This window comes from Arthrobacter sp. MYb221 (assembly GCF_002979835.1).
GTDB lineage: Bacteria > Actinomycetota > Actinomycetes > Actinomycetales > Micrococcaceae > Glutamicibacter.
This window is the reverse complement of sequence record NZ_PCPW01000008.1, coordinates 110,844-127,348: the sequence shown is the minus strand read 5'-3', so window position 1 is coordinate 127,348 and position 16,505 is coordinate 110,844. Positions and strand designations below refer to the sequence as shown.

Annotated in this window: 13 protein-coding genes; 6 read left to right on the top strand and 7 right to left on the bottom strand. The window is 60.4% G+C overall.

The features are described 5' to 3' along the window. Positions 1-56 precede the first annotated feature (56 nt). Both CQ015_RS11565 and CQ015_RS11560 read right to left on the bottom strand, forming a co-directional pair. On the bottom strand, positions 57-1,388 hold the full coding sequence (locus CQ015_RS11565) for an ABC transporter substrate-binding protein (RefSeq protein WP_105650172.1): 1,332 nt from the start codon (positions 1,386-1,388) through the stop codon (positions 57-59). 376 nt (positions 1,389-1,764) lie between these two features. Next, on the bottom strand, positions 1,765-3,693 hold the full coding sequence (locus CQ015_RS11560) for an ExeM/NucH family extracellular endonuclease (RefSeq protein WP_105650171.1): 1,929 nt from the start codon (positions 3,691-3,693) through the stop codon (positions 1,765-1,767). A 219-nt stretch (positions 3,694-3,912) separates the two neighbouring features. On the opposite strand from CQ015_RS11560, the gene CQ015_RS11555 reads away from it, so the two are divergent. The 3 genes from CQ015_RS11555 to CQ015_RS11545 are packed head-to-tail and all read left to right on the top strand — an operon-like array spanning position 3,913 to position 7,799. Then, positions 3,913-4,857: an ABC transporter ATP-binding protein gene (locus tag CQ015_RS11555; protein WP_146114051.1), complete on the top strand. Its 945-nt coding sequence runs from the start codon at positions 3,913-3,915 to the stop codon at positions 4,855-4,857. Positions 4,858-4,860: 3 nt separating this feature from the next. Further along, positions 4,861-7,191, top strand: a complete 2,331-nt coding sequence (locus tag CQ015_RS11550) for a YhgE/Pip domain-containing protein (RefSeq protein WP_105650169.1) — start codon at positions 4,861-4,863, stop codon at positions 7,189-7,191. Beyond that, positions 7,188-7,799 (top strand): TetR/AcrR family transcriptional regulator, encoded by a 612-nt coding sequence (locus CQ015_RS11545; RefSeq protein WP_105553407.1) that lies wholly within the window; start codon positions 7,188-7,190, stop codon positions 7,797-7,799. The genes CQ015_RS11550 and CQ015_RS11545 overlap by 4 nt, the downstream gene beginning before the upstream one ends. A 19-nt stretch (positions 7,800-7,818) precedes the next feature. Here CQ015_RS11545 and CQ015_RS11540 read toward each other — a convergent pair whose 3' ends face one another. The 4 genes from CQ015_RS11540 to CQ015_RS11525 all read right to left on the bottom strand — a co-directional run bounded on the left by CQ015_RS11540 (position 7,819) and on the right by CQ015_RS11525 (position 12,258). After that, positions 7,819-9,477 carry an ABC transporter ATP-binding protein/permease gene (locus tag CQ015_RS11540; RefSeq protein WP_105553408.1) on the bottom strand — a complete coding sequence of 553 codons (1,659 nt, stop codon included), beginning with the start codon at positions 9,475-9,477 and terminating at the stop codon, positions 7,819-7,821. A gap of 8 nt (positions 9,478-9,485) precedes the next feature. Further along, complete coding sequence (locus tag CQ015_RS11535; protein ID WP_258138333.1) at positions 9,486-10,640, bottom strand: DUF1611 domain-containing protein; 1,155 nt, start codon at positions 10,638-10,640, stop codon at positions 9,486-9,488. Positions 10,641-10,853: 213 nt separating this feature from the next. Then, positions 10,854-11,381: a histidine phosphatase family protein gene (locus CQ015_RS11530; RefSeq protein WP_105553409.1), complete on the bottom strand. Its 528-nt coding sequence runs from the start codon at positions 11,379-11,381 to the stop codon at positions 10,854-10,856. Between the two features lie 85 nt (positions 11,382-11,466). After that, complete coding sequence (locus CQ015_RS11525; RefSeq protein ID WP_105553410.1) at positions 11,467-12,258, bottom strand: winged helix-turn-helix domain-containing protein; 792 nt, start codon at positions 12,256-12,258, stop codon at positions 11,467-11,469. A 613-nt stretch (positions 12,259-12,871) separates the two neighbouring features. On the opposite strand from CQ015_RS11525, the gene CQ015_RS11520 reads away from it, so the two are divergent. Further along, the gene (locus tag CQ015_RS11520; protein ID WP_096285408.1) at positions 12,872-13,612 is read left to right on the top strand and encodes a response regulator transcription factor; all 741 of its coding nucleotides are present in this window, start codon (positions 12,872-12,874) and stop codon (positions 13,610-13,612) included. After that, positions 13,609-15,090: a cell wall metabolism sensor histidine kinase WalK gene (locus tag CQ015_RS11515; protein WP_105553411.1), complete on the top strand. Its 1,482-nt coding sequence runs from the start codon at positions 13,609-13,611 to the stop codon at positions 15,088-15,090. Before CQ015_RS11520 ends, CQ015_RS11515 begins: the two co-directional genes overlap by 4 nt. 11 nt (positions 15,091-15,101) lie before the next feature. Here CQ015_RS11515 and upp read toward each other — a convergent pair whose 3' ends face one another. Then, positions 15,102-15,749 carry a uracil phosphoribosyltransferase gene (upp, locus tag CQ015_RS11510; RefSeq protein WP_096285410.1) on the bottom strand — a complete coding sequence of 216 codons (648 nt, stop codon included), beginning with the start codon at positions 15,747-15,749 and terminating at the stop codon, positions 15,102-15,104. A gap of 200 nt (positions 15,750-15,949) precedes the next feature. On the opposite strand from upp, the gene tadA reads away from it, so the two are divergent. After that, positions 15,950-16,426, top strand: coding sequence for a tRNA adenosine(34) deaminase TadA (gene tadA / locus CQ015_RS11505; RefSeq protein WP_105650167.1), 477 nt, complete (start codon positions 15,950-15,952; stop codon positions 16,424-16,426). Positions 16,427-16,505: the final 79 nt, after the last annotated feature.

The window sequence follows — 16,505 nt, the reverse complement described above, 5'->3', positions numbered from 1 at the left end:
TCGGATTCTCTTTCCGCATAGGCCGGCCGCATTGCCGGCCGGCCTACAGGTGGTGATTACTTGATGTCCAAGTTCGTCAGCGTCGACATGGCCTCATCCCACGCGGCTTGGCCGTCCTTGCCGCCATCCAACGCGATAGTTGCCGGGCCAAAGACCTGCTCCTGGATGACCGAATCATCTGCCCCCTTGAACTGTGCCTTCACGCCCTCGGCCCGGTTTGCCAGGAGCTGGCCGATGGGAGCATCGTTGAAGAACTTAGTCAGCTCGTTGCTTCCGGTGACCTGTTCGGAACCCTGAGCCTCGAGGTTGCTGGGGAATGTCCCGGCAGTTTCAAAGGCGGCTGCCTGCGACTGCGCATCGGTCAGCCAGGTGGCGAGTTTGGCCGCTTCGGCTGGATTCTTCGAGGTGGCGGGAATGGTCAAGAAGGTTCCGCCCCAGTTTGCCGGACCGCCAGGGAAGACATCTGCAAAGTCCCAACCAGAAGATGCATCTCCACCAGCACCTTCAACCTGTCCCTTGACTACTCCTAACATCCAGCCTGGGCAGGGCATAGTGGCGAAGGAGCCGTCCAGGAAAGCCTGGCCTTTACCCCAGTCCCACTGGGTCTGCCCCGACGAGAGCCCTGCTTCGGTGGCCCCTGCCAGTTGCTTCCAGCGTTCGTTCAATTCTGCGTTGCCCTGGATATTCAGCGAACCACCTGACTTGTAATAACCCTCATCGAGTTGGTTGACCATGGCATTCCAGACGAACCCGGACTGGTCGAACCAGGCTTTGCCGGTTTTTTCCTCATATTTTTTGCCGGCTGCGAAGTAGTCCTCCCAGCTGGCATCCTCACCACCGATGAGTTCCGCGAATTCGGTGCGCTCTGCCGGCATATCTGCCTGTTCTAGCAGCTTGGTGTTGTAGCAGAGTCCTTCTGGACCGATATCCGTGCCGTATCCGATGATCCGCCCTTCGGCGTCGGTGGCCTGTTCGACCTTCCAATCGACCCACTGTGACTTGAGATCTTCTATGCCGTAGTCGCGCAGGTCGGTGAAGGAATCAGAAACGGCCATTACCTGCCCGAGCCAGCCTTCTTCAACGGCCTGGAGGTCGGGCAGGCCCGCACCCGAGGCTTGTTTAGTCTTCCAATCAACCAGGGCGTTTCCACCGGTATCGATATTCGTCGCCTCGATGCTGACGCCAGGATTTTCCTTTTCGTATTTCTCGTACAGGGCTTCCAGGCCCATGGTGCCGAAAGTGGTCACGGTCAGGGTGACCGGATTATCCACCGAGGCAGGTTCGGCGTCGGCCGCGTTATCTGCTCCGCCGCATCCGGTGGCCAGCAGGGCAATGGTGCCGAGCAGGGCTGCCGACTGCGCGAGCTTCGATTTGCGCGAGGTTTTCATGGGGTCTCCAGGTGTGAGTGCGGGTTTCGAGAGACTCGTGCACATTCAATATGAGAGCGCTCTCAAAATAAAACAAGTGTCCAACTCTTGCGAGTTTCCATCCGTGCCATGAAGTATAAAAGCGCTTGAATCGAACCCGTGTGAGCGCTCTCACAAATCATCTTCCATTATTCTGCCCGATTGCGAGGCGATGTCAAGAACGAATTTGCATTCCACCGCCAGAGCCCGTCACCCCGGACGTTCCATGGTGCCATCGGCCCTAGCAAAGCCCACAGGTCAAATTAGGATTTGCAGAACATGGCGGCACGCTGTCGCGAAAAGAAATCAGTGCAAAGAGAATCCGGCGAGCCAAGGGGGCCCGCCGGATTTTCAAGGCCTACTTCTTGTTCAGCTGCAGCCCCACGAGCACCGGATCATGATCCGAGGAGCGGAACTGGTCAGGCGAGAACAGCTGGGCGACGTTGTTGTTGTAGCGACTGTACTCAAAGGCGACCGATTCGGTGGCATTGATGTTCCAAATCGTTTCTCCGGTGACCTTGTCGGCAATTTCGGCCGAACCCAGAACATGGTCAAGCGAACCGGTGCGACCGCCGAAGAGGTAGCTTTGAGTGCTCGCTTCGGCACCCAGATTAACGTAGCCGGCATCGGTCATCACCTTGATGGGATCCTCGGCCGAGTAGGAGTTGAAGTCGCCGGCCAGCAGCACCTTGTCGGTGTTGCGCGAATCCTTCAGCCCTTCGGCGAAACGCACTACCGCGTGAGCCTGCTCCACGCGCGCTGCGTTCCATGCTCCGGCGCCGTCGCCCTGGTCGGCATTGGCCGAACCGTCTTTTGGATCGGACCCCTTGGACTTGAAGTGGTTGGCGACCACGAGGAAGCGAGTCTTCGAATTGCCGCCCACGCGCTGGAATGCCTGGGCCAGTGGATCACGCGCGTTGTCGAAGGCCGCATCGTCCAAGACCACCGACTCGTCGATCAGCTTGACCGCGTCGCGCTGATAGATCATTGCGGTTCGAATGACGTCTTCATCGGCTGGCAGTTCTTCGGGGCTTGGCGCGAAGCTCCAACGCTCCTGCCCTGCCGCCTCATTCAAGGCAGCTACCAGGATCTTCAGCGCCGCGTCGCGGTCCTGAGCGAAGCGGGCGGAGTTCTCGATTTCCTCCAGCACGACCACGTCGGCATCAAATTTGTTCAGCGCCGTGACGATCTTGGACTGCTGGCGCTCGAGGCTTTCAGCGCTGGCCGCACCGCGAGCATCGCAGCCGCTTCGTACCGAAATCGGGTTTCCTTCGCGATCGGTATAGTAATTGCACCCATCAAGCTGTTCGCCGGTGGTGGTGAAGTAGTTCAGCACGTTGAAGCTGCCCACGCTCACGTTGCCGCCGACGGCTGCCGGGGCATCCTGCGTGACCTGTTCAAAACTCACCGGGATATCCGGGTCCTCGGCACCGACAATTTGCCCCTGCGGCTGCAGGCGCCACAAATCATAGCGGTAATCCATGATTACCGGGCCGGTGAAGCTCACCTGCTTGCCCACGGTGACATGCTGATCCGCGGAGATATACGGCAGCTCGACGAGCTTGTTCGCCTTCGCCCCCAGGAAATTCAATGTGGCCCCGTCATCCAAGACCAGCTCACGGGCCTGGTTCTCGGCCTCCAGCGCCTGGGCTTCGTCGCTTCCAGGAGCGAAGACGTCGGTGGCCTGGCGCAAGGTGCGCTCGCCCTCGATAATTGAGCTGGTTCCCTCGGCAAGGGTTACTTCACCGTACTGGTTCAGCCGGTAGTTATCGGCCACGGTCCATTGCCCCTGCGGGTCGATCAGCATCCCCTCGAAACGCTCGCGCTCGGCATCGGCTGCCGGGATGTCGATGGCCAAAGGCTTGATGGCTTCGGCTGGTTCGACCAGCACCTCGACCGCTTGGTCCGAGGCACTGATTTGGGTCATGCCGTAGTATTCGCTGACCTCGCCGGAGACCTGAACGTGATCACCTACGGCTACCTTGCCCACGCCACCGGGAGAATATACGAAGATTGCAGAGCTTCCGGCCGGGGAAATTTCGCTTCCCGAGCCTGCAGTTTGCACATAGAAACCGCGAATGCCGCCTTCGGGGTAGGCGCCGGTTACTACTCCTCGGACGCTGACCTGCTGGCCAGCCATGCCGGTAGCATCTTCGGTGCCCTGGATTTCTTCGATGGACGTCAGCTCGACTTCGGGCTCGACGGCGGAGGCTGGAGCCATCGTTCCGGTCACCAGCGCGGCACCCAAACAGGTAGCCGCGAACGCTGTTGTAGCGCGCTTCTTCATGGATAGTCCTAATTCGTTGTAAGTACCGCAGCGCGGTAGCGCGCGGTCGACCCGCAAACGATTCAATCAGCCAGTTATGAACTCTTGGTGAATCTATAAACAGCGACCGGTTGTTGGTCCATGAACTATCCAAGTCCATGAGCCACGTCACGTCCAGAGGTGAGCAAAGAAACTAGCACACTAATTGAACTGACCGGTCAGTTCAATTAGTGTGGAAGTGTGTTAATTGCTAATTCAATGAGCTTCCAAGGGCGCCACAGCCAACTTGTCGATGCCACCTCGCTGACAGCCAACCGCGGTTCGCTGCTGCTCGTCGTCGCAGACTCGCAGAGCGCGCGCACCGCCACCGCGTTGATGCTCTCCGGCCGCATGAAGCCCAGCGCAGGTGAGTTGAGTTGGGATGGCGCTTCACGACTCAAGGAAATACGCTCACACAGCGCGCTACTCGACGCACCCCAGATCAATGAACCAGAGGCCCATCTGAAGGTTCGCGATGTCGTCAGCGAAGACCTCTCCTTGGTGCCTGCACCCCTTTGGCGCCGCGCCCGGAGCAAGAAATGGTTGGCTCGGCATGGTTTCGAAGACATCGCCAGCAGCTGGATCGACGCGGTCGATGCGCTGACTCGCATCAACTTGCTCACGCGCTTGGCATTAGAGAACCATGACGTTGATGCCCTGGTCTTCGACTCCCCCGACCGCCATGGCATCGAAGAAACCAGCTGGTTGGAAACCCTCGAGCGGTTTACCCGAACTCGCCGGAACCTCGCGGTTATTGCCGTGGTCTCACGCATTCCAGATTGCTGGGATGGGCCGGTGGCCTTCATCGGGCAAACCCAAGACATGCCAGAAAACGCTTCATTTACCGACGAAGTTCCACAGCTGGATTCAGCACTACCGGTGCACGATTCCGCTACCGGGTCGGAGGCTGAAAACACGGAAACTAGCCGGGCGCCGCTCGCGCAGCACCCTGAACCCAACACCGAGATGGCGGAACTGCCGGCGGCAGACCCGGCGGAAGATACTTCGAACGAACCCTCTTCCGACGAAGCTCCGGCCGAGCAAGGCCAAGCCCCGGAGGGGGAAACCGTGGCCGCCGAAGCGCGAGTAGCTCTGCCTTCCCAGGAAGCCGAGCTTCCACTTGAACCACCCACGACTAAGGACTAACTCATGACGACTCTGGGCCTAGCTCTCTCCGAGCTCAAGCGCATGACCCGTGGAACCTTGCCAAAGCTGGCACTGATCGCGGTCACCTGCGTACCGCTGCTCTACGGAGCCCTCTACCTCTATGGCAATTGGGATCCGCAGTCGAATCTGGATGGCGTCAAAACAGCTCTGGTGAACCTCGATGAAGGCGCCGAACGCGAGGGTGAAGCCACAAATGTCGGCGACGAAGTTGTTGATTCCCTGCTCGAAGACTCCACCTTCGGCTGGGAGGTAGTCGACTCGCAAGAAGCCGCCTTGGACGGAGTTGCGCACGGTGACTACGCATTCGCGATGACCATTCCGAAAGACTTTTCCGCCTCGTTGACTTCCCCGGCGGAGCTGAAAAGCGCGAATGCGGCGAATCTGGAGCTAACCACCAATGACGCCAATAATTTCATGGCTGGCAATTTCGCAAAGACCCTGGCCAATGAAGTGCGTGATTCGGTTTCCAAAGAAGTCGGCACCGAAACCGCCGAAGGGATGATTGCCGGCTTTGTCGACATCCACGATTCGATGGACGAGGCGGCCGATGGCGCGAAGAAACTCTACGACGGCACGATTTCTCTTTCGGATGGGGTCCTCACCCTCCAAGACGGCACCACGCAGCTCGTGACCGGCAGCGCCGAACTTGACGCTGGCGCACAAACCCTGCAAGACGGCACCGGCCAGCTATCCGGCGGCCTCAAGAAACTCGTTGACGGGCAAGGCAAGCTCGTAGCTGGCACAGATGATTTGGCCAGTGGCAGCGCCGAACTCAATTCCGGAGCGAAAACGCTCAGCAGCGGGCTAGACACCCTGGAGTCAAAGACGGCCCCCCTGCCCAGCTCGGTTTCCAAGCTCAACGACGGAGCCCAGCAGGCCGCTGCCTCGGCAGATCAACTAGCCGCCGGATCGCGTCAGGTAGCCAATGGAAACGCCGAGCTCAGCGCCACGGCCGACGAGGCAATTGCGGTCATCCGGGATCTGCAGGCGGATGCCGAATCCCGGCTGGACCAGGTGCAGCAAAACACCAACGCGTTCCTTGCGCGGCAGGTCGAATCCGGGACGCTCACCCAGTCGCAGGCCGACCAGATCGGCGCTCAGCTGCAATCCACCGTGGAGAATTCCACGGTCACCCAGCAGTTGAACTCCAAGGTCAAAGACGTCAACGTGAAACTCACCGCGGCGCAAAACGACCTGGATAAACTCGCCGATGGCTCCGAACAGGTTGCCGACGGCAATAAGCAACTGGCTTCCGGACTGCACACCCTGGCCCAAGGCACCGGCAAGCTCAACGATGCCGTTCCCGCTCTTGCCGATGGCATCTCATCCGCCGCGAATGGAGGCAGCAAACTCTCCGACGGTGCCGCAAAGCTCGCTTCGGGAAGCTCCACCCTGGCAGAAGGCCAGAAATCCGCACTAGCAGGTACCGAAGACGCGGCCCAAGGCAGCACCAAGCTCGATGCCGGGGCCAAGGACCTGGCCGCCGGAACCACCACCTTGCACGATTCACTTATCACGCTGGACCAAGGAGTCAGCGAGCTCGGCGATGGCGCAAGCGAATTGCAAGACGGCTCGGGCGATCTATCCGAGGGCCTGGACAGCGGTGTGGGCCAGGTGCCAAACCCCGACTCGCCAACCTCGGCGCAATTAGCCGACGTCATCGGTGACCCGCTGCGGGTGAACTCCCATGCGCAATCCGAGGCCAGCGCCTATGGTGCGGGGCTCGCACCGTTCTTCATGACCCTCGCTACCTGGATTGGCACGTTCATCCTCACCCAGGTGATGCGCCCGGTCAATAACCGTGCGTTGGCTTCCAACGGCAGCAGCTGGAAGATCGCGTTGGGCGCATGGCTTCCCTTTGCTTTCATTTCGCTCATCCAGTGCACCGCGCTCTACGCGGTGGTGGTGTTCGCCGTCGGGTTGGAACCCGCACACCCATGGTTGACCTTGGGCTTGTTCCTTCTCGCCGCGCTGTGCTTCAGCGCATTGATCCAGGGAATCTGCGCCTTGCTGGGTGCTGCAGGTAAGTTTGTGGTGCTATTGCTGATGGTCCTGCAACTGGTGACCGCTGGCGGCACGTTCCCTTGGGAAACGTTGCCGGCACCATTGCAGGTATTGCACCAGGTTCTGCCGATGAGCAATGTCGTGGTGGCGTTGCGACATGTGATGTATGGTGCAGACTTGGGAATGCTCGGCGCCACCATCCTCCCGGTCATCGGTTACACGCTGCTGGGTCTGCTGTTGAGCTTCCTAGCGGTGCGCAAGCACAAGACCTGGACGTTGAAGACGCTACAACCGGAGCTGACGGTATGACCACACCACCTAGCGGGCGGCCCCGCGTGCGGGCCACCGCCTCCAAGAAGCGCCTATTCGCGGCCTCGATGCAGCTGCTCGGCGCCCGTGGCCCCAACGCCGTGTCGGTGGACGAGATCGCGCAAATGGCAGGGGTCTCCAAGGGGACCGTGTATTACAACTTTGGTTCCAAGGACGAGATGATCGGCCAGGTTCTGGAATTCGGTGCCGATATGCTGGTCGCCGAGCTGGATCAGGCCGCGGCAAAGCCCGACCCCCGCGAGGCTTTGCGGGCAATGGCCACTATCGCCGTTGAATTCGTCGAGAAATACCCGTCATTCGCGCAAATCTGGATCAGCGAACAGCTGCGCCCCGAAAGCGACTGGGGCGACCAGATTACCCCGGTGTATTCACGGGTCACCTCGACCCTCATTGAAGTCTTGGATCGCCTGGTCATCCTGGCTCCCGAGGAAAAGCAGCCAGCCGCGACGGCGATCTTCGGCGCGGCCTTGTTCTCCGCACGTATGCGCACCGTTTCGGACAACGTGGCCGATCGCGAAGCCACCCTCAACGCGGTGCTGTACAGCGTTGACGGTTTGCTTGCCACCCACCAGCATGTGGCGTCCTAGGCGAGCATCCTCGGCTTGGCTACTCCGCGTCTTCCAGCGGGGCCGGGTTCTCGGCATGGGCTCCGACGCGCAGCGGTGCCTGCCACGTGCCGGTTGCTTCGAGCCCCGGAATTTCTCCTTGGAAAATCACCACTCCGGGATATTCGTTGAGTTTTCGAATCACCGCTTCGCGGGCGGCGCTCGGCAGGCGGTTGAGCACCGGGTCGAGGATCAATACCGGCGGCTGTCTCAGCAGGGCGCGTGCCATGATCAGGCAGGCGCGCTGTGCGGAGTCCAGAGGTTCTCCCCCACGACGCAACATGGTGCGCTCCGCGGCGGGGAGCGGGCCGAGCTCTAGCCCGCAGTCGGCGGCCACGCGCAGCGCGCGTTTCACCGAAGACCCCGGATGCCGGTAGGTCAGCGCACGGATGATGGTGCCGCGTTCGGGAACCATGGAACTCAACGCTGCGCCTATCAGCTTACGTCGTTCGGTAGCCGGAAGGTCCTCGCTGCGTCCCTCGGCGATCCACAACCCGCCGAGCGAATCGCCGTGGGCGGTGATCCTGCCGGTGGCCAAAGATTCGAGCAGTGCTCCGGATTCTGCCCCGGGCCCCACCACCTGGATCCGTTGCCCTGCGTGCGCTCGAAGCACCGGCCAGTTCTCCAAGCCCGGTGCCGTGGGACGGATCCGCACGGTGATTTCTTTGCGGTTCAGGTCCTTCACCTCTCGGGTGGAGATCATTTTCTGCTCCGCGATGCTCCAGGATTTCTCTGCGTGCAGCAGCGGAGCAATAATCCGTCGGCCGGCTCGATAGTTTTGCCGGTACTCAACGATGCGCCCCCATTCGCCCATGGTCCCTGCGCAGATCCCCATCAACGTCAAGGCGCTGGCCAAGGTCCCCGCGCCAAGGCCCGCCCAGGAGCCGGCAGCCACCACCAGCGCGGTGCCCAACAACGGCACCGTCAGCGATCCGGCCCGCAAGGCGCCGGCATACTTTGCGCGATCCACGGCGGCCTGAACGACTTTCTGCGAGCTTCGGTCGACTCGCTCGACCTCGCGGCGCACGCCTCCGCCCGCGGCGATGGTGGTGGCCGCGGTGACCGTGTCGGCGATCCGTGCCGCAAGATTCCCCCGGTGCCTGCGCAGCACTCGTGCGGTGCGCAAGGCCCCTCGGGCCAAGAACGCGAGCAACCCAACTTCCAGCAGGACCGGAAGTACCAGCGCCGCGGCCAGCAGTGGGTGCAGGGCTCCCAAGCCGAGCGCGGCGAAAACGATCAGCGGGATGCCCGCGATCAACGGCACAATTCCCTGGGTGACCCAATTGCGGATGGAGGACAGGTCATTGCTTGAACGCGCCACGGTGATCCCCACCGAGGGTCCCCGGCGAGCCTTGAGGGCATGCGATATCAATGATCCGCGCAGCTGAGCCACATAGTGCTGGCCAAGCCTTTCGGCCAGCACTCGTTCGATAAACTTCGCACAGAAAAATGCCAGGGACAGGACGATGACCCAGGACAGTGCCCCGAGGCTGAAGGCCGAAGCTAGCTGGCCTACCTGCCAAGCGATGGCGATGGACAGCACCCCGACACCCAGTGCCAGCGCCAGCAGGGCAGCCAACAGCCCGCGTCGCCCCGGCGCCAGCAACGCCGGGAGCGAAGGTTCCTTGGCGGGTGGGTCTACTGGCTGCGAGCCGGTCATTGGGCCTCCTAGCGGGTCGGCAGCAGGGCGCTGGCCACCTGTGGGTCGCACAGGTCATAGGTGTCGATAATTTCGGTGTCCATGTGGGCTCGCGCTTCCGAGGCCGCCAGCGGGGAAGCGGTGAGCACCCCGGAAACCGCGGCGAGGTCGAGCCCTGCGTCCAGGAGAATTTTTTCTCCCGCATTCGCGCCGAGCGCATCCTGGGCGCTGAACAGCACACGGTCTACGTGTTCCTTGAATACCGGGTCCCGGAGCAGTCGTGAGGTCTCGCCCTGGAACAAGCCGTCGGCGATCTCGATGATGACCGCATCGGCGCCGGAGGCACTCTGCTCATTGATCATCGAGACCAGCAGTTCGCGAACGGTTTCATAGTCCAACCGGTAGGTGGTGGGGTAGCCGAAGTCGGTGAAGTCGCAGACGCTGAAAGCGCCGGCGTCGGTGAACAGGTTCGGGTCGTTCCCCGCGCCTGTTCCGGTCGCTTTGCCTGCGGCGACCCGCAGTCCAGCGTTGCTCAACCCGTTGACCAGGCAACCGAGGGTGGTGGATTTTCCGGAGTTCATCGATGTTCCGAGCACCGCGATCACCGGTGGACGCTTACCCGCGATGCGGGAGGTGACGTTAACCGAGGGGTTCTGGACGCTCAGCGGAGCGAAATCGCTGAGCGTGACGACCTTGCCGCCACGCGTCAGTAGACCGACCGGCTCAATCTCGGTGGCCTTGTCAATCGAGGCGTGCTGTTGCTCCACGCGTGAGGCTAGCCCGCCACCGGCAACCAGCTCGCATGGCCCAAGATCCGTCGGTACGTGGGAAAGGAACTGGTCCGGTGCGTAGCGGTGGCCGTAGGCCACCATTATTTCCTGGCCGACAAAGAGTTTTTGGCGGCGCGCGTGCGGCGACTGCAGGCCCTTGTGCTTGCCCAGCACGGAAACCTTGGCGATCACCACATCACCCGAGCGCGGAGCCATGCCCGAGCTGGAGACAATCTGAAAGTCCTGTGGATTGCGGGAGAGTTCGGCTGCGACAAAGCGCGTGGTGTAGGCCGCCTTGATGGTGCTGGCTCGGAGGGCATCGATCGCAATCCGAGCTTCTTTGATGGTGTAGGTTTCGGTGCTCTCGTTCGGGATGATCTCTGCAATGATGCCCATGGCTTCGGCCTTTCTCACTTCGGTTCCCGTGGAGCGGAAAACCGTCATCTTCAGTCGGCCGTTTGGCTCGATGAATATCAGTCAAGCGAGCGAAGATGAACCGAAGATGAATCAATCCTGAGGCCTTGGGAAGAAAATGATGAGGGCGTTCTCATGAACGCCTCATAAAGCCAACACAGCTCGTATTACGAGACTGACAAGGGTCTTTAAAAATTCCTCATGAGAATCTTCTCATTCAGGCCGCGGGGCAATGAAATGTGTGACCCGCGCATCACGCGCATCCAAATGAGAGTAGGAATGGTCTGTTTCCAGCACCGTGGTGCCCAACGTCGGATAGTTCATCGCCAGTTCGTAGACTGCTTCCTCATCGGATTGCGCCGAGGCCAGACGCAGCGCGAGGTCCTGGAGCGTCGGCTGGTGCCCGATGACCAGCAAGGTGGAGACAGTATCAGGGACCTCGTTGATAATTGAGCATAAGGCGGTGGCCCCTGCGCCGTATACGCGCGAGTCGACGTACGGAGTTGGACCTTTTTCGCCGAGCTCCGAGAGCACCCAGGCGCAGGTTGCCCTAGCGCGCAACGCGTCGGAGCAGATGATGTAATCCGGTATCAGATCATTCTCCACCAGCCAGGCACCGGCGGCCGGGGCTTCGCGGTTGCCGCGAGCGGCCAGCGGGCGGTCATGATCGCTCACTCCCAGCGGGTAGTCAGACTTTCCATGGCGCATGAGAATCAGCCGACGGCGCTGCATAGTATTCATAGTCCAAGCTTAGACGCGCGGAACTTAAAAAACTGAGGCGAACAAACCAGGGTGGTTTGCTCGCCTCAGCGAAAAAACGTTCTACTTAGATTGAGTACTCCGGAGCGGCCCAGACGACTACCTCTGGGTGCTCGTAGAAGCGGTAGCCCTGTCCACGCACGGTGCGCACGGTGTTAGCCAGGCGACCCAGCTTCGAGCGCAAGCGGCGGATGTGCACGTCGATGGTTCGCTCATTCGGGATCTCCTCGGCATTGCGCCACAGGTTCTCCAGCAATTCTTCACGGCCCACGGTGCGGGTGCCGTTCTCCACCAAGAAATTCAGCAGTTCGAATTCCTTGAAGGTCAGGTTCAGCGTTTCACCATCGAGGTAAACCTCCCGGCGGGACAGATCGATCAGCACGCCGGATGGGCGTGGCGCACTTGGACGCGCTTCGGCACGCGGGCGGCGTGACAGGGTGGGATCGCCCAGCGCCTGGCGCACGACGTCAATTGGCTCGCCTTGCGCGCTGGTTGGCGCCAGCGCTACTGCGGCATGGGTCTGCGCCTGCGGTGACAAGGTCGCCAGGAATGCGCGAACCTGGGTTGCCAGCTTTCCCAGCGAGGTTCCCTGAGCCTGGGCAGCAGCTTCATCCAAACCGACATACAGCACGAAACCACGAGCGCTGGTGTCCGCGCTAGGCGTGCCAGAGGACTGCACTGGTGTGGCGATAGTTTGAGTCATCGGTTCACGCGTTTCATGAACGTTGTTGACCGCACGCAGCGGGCGATAGCCGGCCGGAGCATAGCTTCCGCTACCAGCAGCGGCGCGCTGTGCCGCCGCCGCTCGATTCTGAGCGTTGCGAATTGAAACGTGTACGTATCCGGATCCAGCCGACATGATGACTTCCTTTTCGTGCGAAGGCCAAGTGATTTGGCGTTAATGCTTCGGGTTTTGCTTGCGCCGCCCGCGACCTTCTTTCACGAACAGCAGTTGGGTTTCCCGTCGGTGCACTTGGACTCAATCGCTTATTACTTCAGCCGATCGATCCAATTTCACCGACGCCGAGCATTCGACAACAGCACGCAAGCGTACCCTCAGGGCCTCTACCCTGATTGCTGTTGTTGATCTGCGCCGTACTCACACACCAAGTATTCCCCGTAACATTCGAAACTTGCAAGTAACAAAGGTCACCACTGTTCAGCATGTGAGACAGATCTGTCCAAAAGTGATGGAGGACACTTTGGGCAATTATCGGGTATCTAAGCGCTTAACTAATCGGAATGATCAATGTCAACCGCCAAAATATGCAGAATGACCATACCATTCACAGTCATGAATATTCATTCAGGTTCATGGGTAGTCCATAGGTCAAACATTCGTGCATTGCGGCATTTGACCAAATTAACCGCTACCCGAACGGAATATTCCCGCATAAACTCGACATACAGACATAGCTGTTGCACAGCTGAATCATAAAGTAGCCCAATGACAATAGGAGAAGCTGGTTAACATGAGCGATTCACGTTTTTCTCCCGCGCAATTACCCCGGCTGACCCATCCAGATGGCACACCCATCAAGGTCCTAGTCGTCGATGATGAACCATCATTGGCGGAACTGGTGGCCATGGGTACTCGCATGCTTGGCTGGGAAGCAACGATGGCCCACGACGGACCGGAAGCCGTAGCCACCGCGCGCTCGCTCTCCCCGGATGTTCTGGTTCTGGACTGGATGCTCCCAGGCTTTGACGGCCCCGAGGTACTGCGCAAGGTTCGCAGTTATCTGCCAGAAGTCCCCGTACTATTTCTCACCGCGAAGGATGCGGTCGAGGACCGGATCGAAGGTTTGGGCGCCGGCGCCGATGATTACGTGGCGAAACCGTTCAGCCTTGAAGAAGTACTCATTCGCCTGCACCGTCTAGTTGAACGCTCCGGTGCCTCTACCGCGGACTCCGCAGAACTCGTAGTTGGCGATCTGGTGCTGAATCTGGATTCACACGACGTCTCCCGCGCCGGACGCTCGATCTCGTTGACCGCAACAGAGTTTGATCTGCTCAGCTACCTGATGAACAACGCCCGCCGGGTGGTCTCCAAGTCGCAAATCCTCGATAACGTCTGGCATTACGACTTCGACGGCCAAGCAAATATTGTGGAGCTCTACATCTCTTACCTGCGCAAAAAGATCGATGTCGACGCCGAATCAATGATCCACACGGTGCGTGGTGTGGGCTACGTCCTCAAGCCCGCTGCATGAGTTCATTTCCCACCGGCCTCAGGCCAAGTTCACCACTCGCGCTGCAGCGCAAACTGCTGATGATCCTCCTGGGCTCGCTGACCGCAGTCTGCGTCTTGCTCGGGCTGCTCTACAATGCCGGCATGCGCCAGACGCTCATGGACCAGCTGGACGAACAGCTCAAGGCCTCGGTGGAACGAGCCAGTAGCTACTCGGTGGGTCTAGCCCGTCCGGATCAACGCCTCTATGCGCCCGGACAGGCCGCGGGCACCCTCACCGCGCGCTTCGTGGATCGCTATGTTTTCTCCGGAGACGTGCTTGACCAGCATGGCGAACGAGTCATGCTCTCCCAGGATGACGCCATCCACCTGGTGACCATCGAGGTCAATGCAGAACCCGTACGCCGCTCGTTGTCCGTGGGCGACTATCTGCTCTCGGCGGTTCCAGATCCTGGCTCCGGAGGCGTGCTGATTGTTGGCTTGCCGCTGGATTCCACGGATCAAACGCTGCTCGAAATGGCGTGGCTGACGCTGTTCATCGCGATCAGCCTGGTGATCGGCACCGGTCTGGTGGGAACCTGGCTCATTAGCCGTTCCTTCGCCCCGCTCAAACGCGTCGCGGCGGTGGCTTCCTCGGTAGCCGCCGAAGAACTTGAATCGGGCAAGGTCGAGCTGACCCAGCGAGTCGCTTCCGAGGATGCCGTTCCAGGCACCGAAGTTGGCAATGTGGGACGCGCCCTGAACGCCATGCTAGACAACGTATCTACCGCGCTGACCGCACGTGAAAAATCTCAGGACCAGATGCGTCAATTCGTGGCGGATGCTTCGCATGAGTTGCGCACTCCACTATCGGCAATTCGCGGCTACACCGAATTGCTGTCGGCAACCGAGCATTTCTCCCCCGATGGCAGGCGCTCGGTGGATCGAGTACTGCAGCAAAGCAATCGCATGGGTTCACTGGTGGAAAATCTGCTGCTCTTGGCCCGGCTGGACGAGGAGACCTCGTTCACCATGAAGCCGCTGGATCTATGTGCATTAACTTCAGATATCACCGAAGATTTCAAGGCCACCGCGGATGACCATCTCTGGGAATTCGCCTGCCAGGCACCGGGGACCACAGTCAATGCCGATTCGTCCTCCCTGCGCCGAGTGATTACCAACTTGCTGGCCAATGCACGCAAGCACACCTCGGCCGGCAACTCCGTAACCGTCAGCGTGGGGCAAGATCTCGAAAGCGGCGAGGCGGTGCTGCAGGTGCAGGACACCGGAGAGGGGATCTCCGAGGAGTTCCTGCCCAAGGTCTTCGAAAGATTCACCCGCGCCGACAAGGCCCGCTCCGGAATGGACGGTACTACCGGACTCGGGCTGCCCATTGCCAAGAGCATTGTCGAAGCACACCGGGGCACCATTTCGGTGACTTCAGAGCCCGGCCATACGCTCTTCGAGGTGCGCTTGCCGCTGGCGGGCGAAAAGCCCGCCAGCGGCGAAACCGCAGGCTAAGCGACGAGCGCCTAGACGATCGGTGGGGTGACGCCGTACAGACGGTCGCCGGCATCTCCGAGCCCGGGGATGATGTAGGACTTCTCGTCCAGTCGTTCGTCCATCGCGGCTAGCACGATGTGAACGCGCTCGTCGGCACCATGAATTTCCTTCAAGCGCTCCACGCCTTCCGGGGCCGCGATCAGGCAGATGCAGGTCACCGATTCGGCGCCGCGCTCGAAGATGAACTTGATCGCCTCGGCCAGGGTGCCGCCGGTGGCCAGCATCGGATCCAGCACGAAAACCTGGCGACCGGACAGGTCGTTCGGCACGCGGTCGGCGTAGGTGATGATGTCCAGGGTCTCTTCGTTGCGAGCCATGCCCAGGAAGCCGACCTCGGCGGTGGGCACCAGTCGGGTCATGCCTTCAAGCATGCCCAGGCCCGCACGCAGGATCGGCACCACCAAAGGGGTTGGCTTGGCGAAGGTGATTCCGGTGGTGGTGGCTACCGGGGTGACTACCTCGACTTCTTCGGTGCGCACCTCGCGGGTTGCTTCGTAGGCCAGCAGGGTGACCAGTTCGTCGGTCAGCTGGCGGAAGATCGGGGACGGAGTATCTTTGTCTCGAAGAACTGAAACCTTATGTGCCACCAATGGGTGGTCGACTACCTGTACGCGCATAAGTAGAAATCTATCAGCCCACCAATGAAGCAAACGAGATAAAAGCGCGAAATTCCGGCGGAAAAACTCCTTGATGTGCCCAACTAAACAGGAATCAGCGGGATTGCGGTCCCCACGGCCAGGGCCTATCGGTGTTTTGAGGAGAGCTAGTCCCCAAGCGCATGCGCCGACGACGCTAAAACACGTAAGGTAAAGGCACTATGGCGCACGAACACGAGACTTGGATGGACCTCGCCCTCGCAGAGGCCCGAGCCGCATTGGACACCGATGATGTCCCGATCGGGGCGGTCATCATCTCCCCCGAAGGCAAGCCGCTGGCTACCGGACGCAACGAGCGCGAAGCAAACTTTGACCCGACGGCTCACGCCGAAGTCGTGGCCATCCGCAACGCAGTCAAAAAACTACAGGCAGACGGCAACGCCGACGGATGGCGATTAGAAGACTGCACGCTGGTCGTCACGCTCGAGCCCTGCGCCATGTGCGCCGGAGCCATCGTGCTTTCGCGCATCCCCCGGCTGGTGTTTGGCGCATGGGATGAGAAGGCCGGAGCCTGCGGCTCGGTCTTCGACATCGTCCGCGAACCCCGATTGAACCACTGGGTCGAGGTATACCCACGGGTCAAGGAAAAAGAGTGCGCGGACCTGCTGCGCGAGTTCTTCCGATCCAAACGCGGCTGACCAAGCACGCATATGTGTTTCGAGCCACTAACCGCGCTTTTCGCCTCGTTCGTTTTGGTGTTCTCGAAAGGTTCGTTAT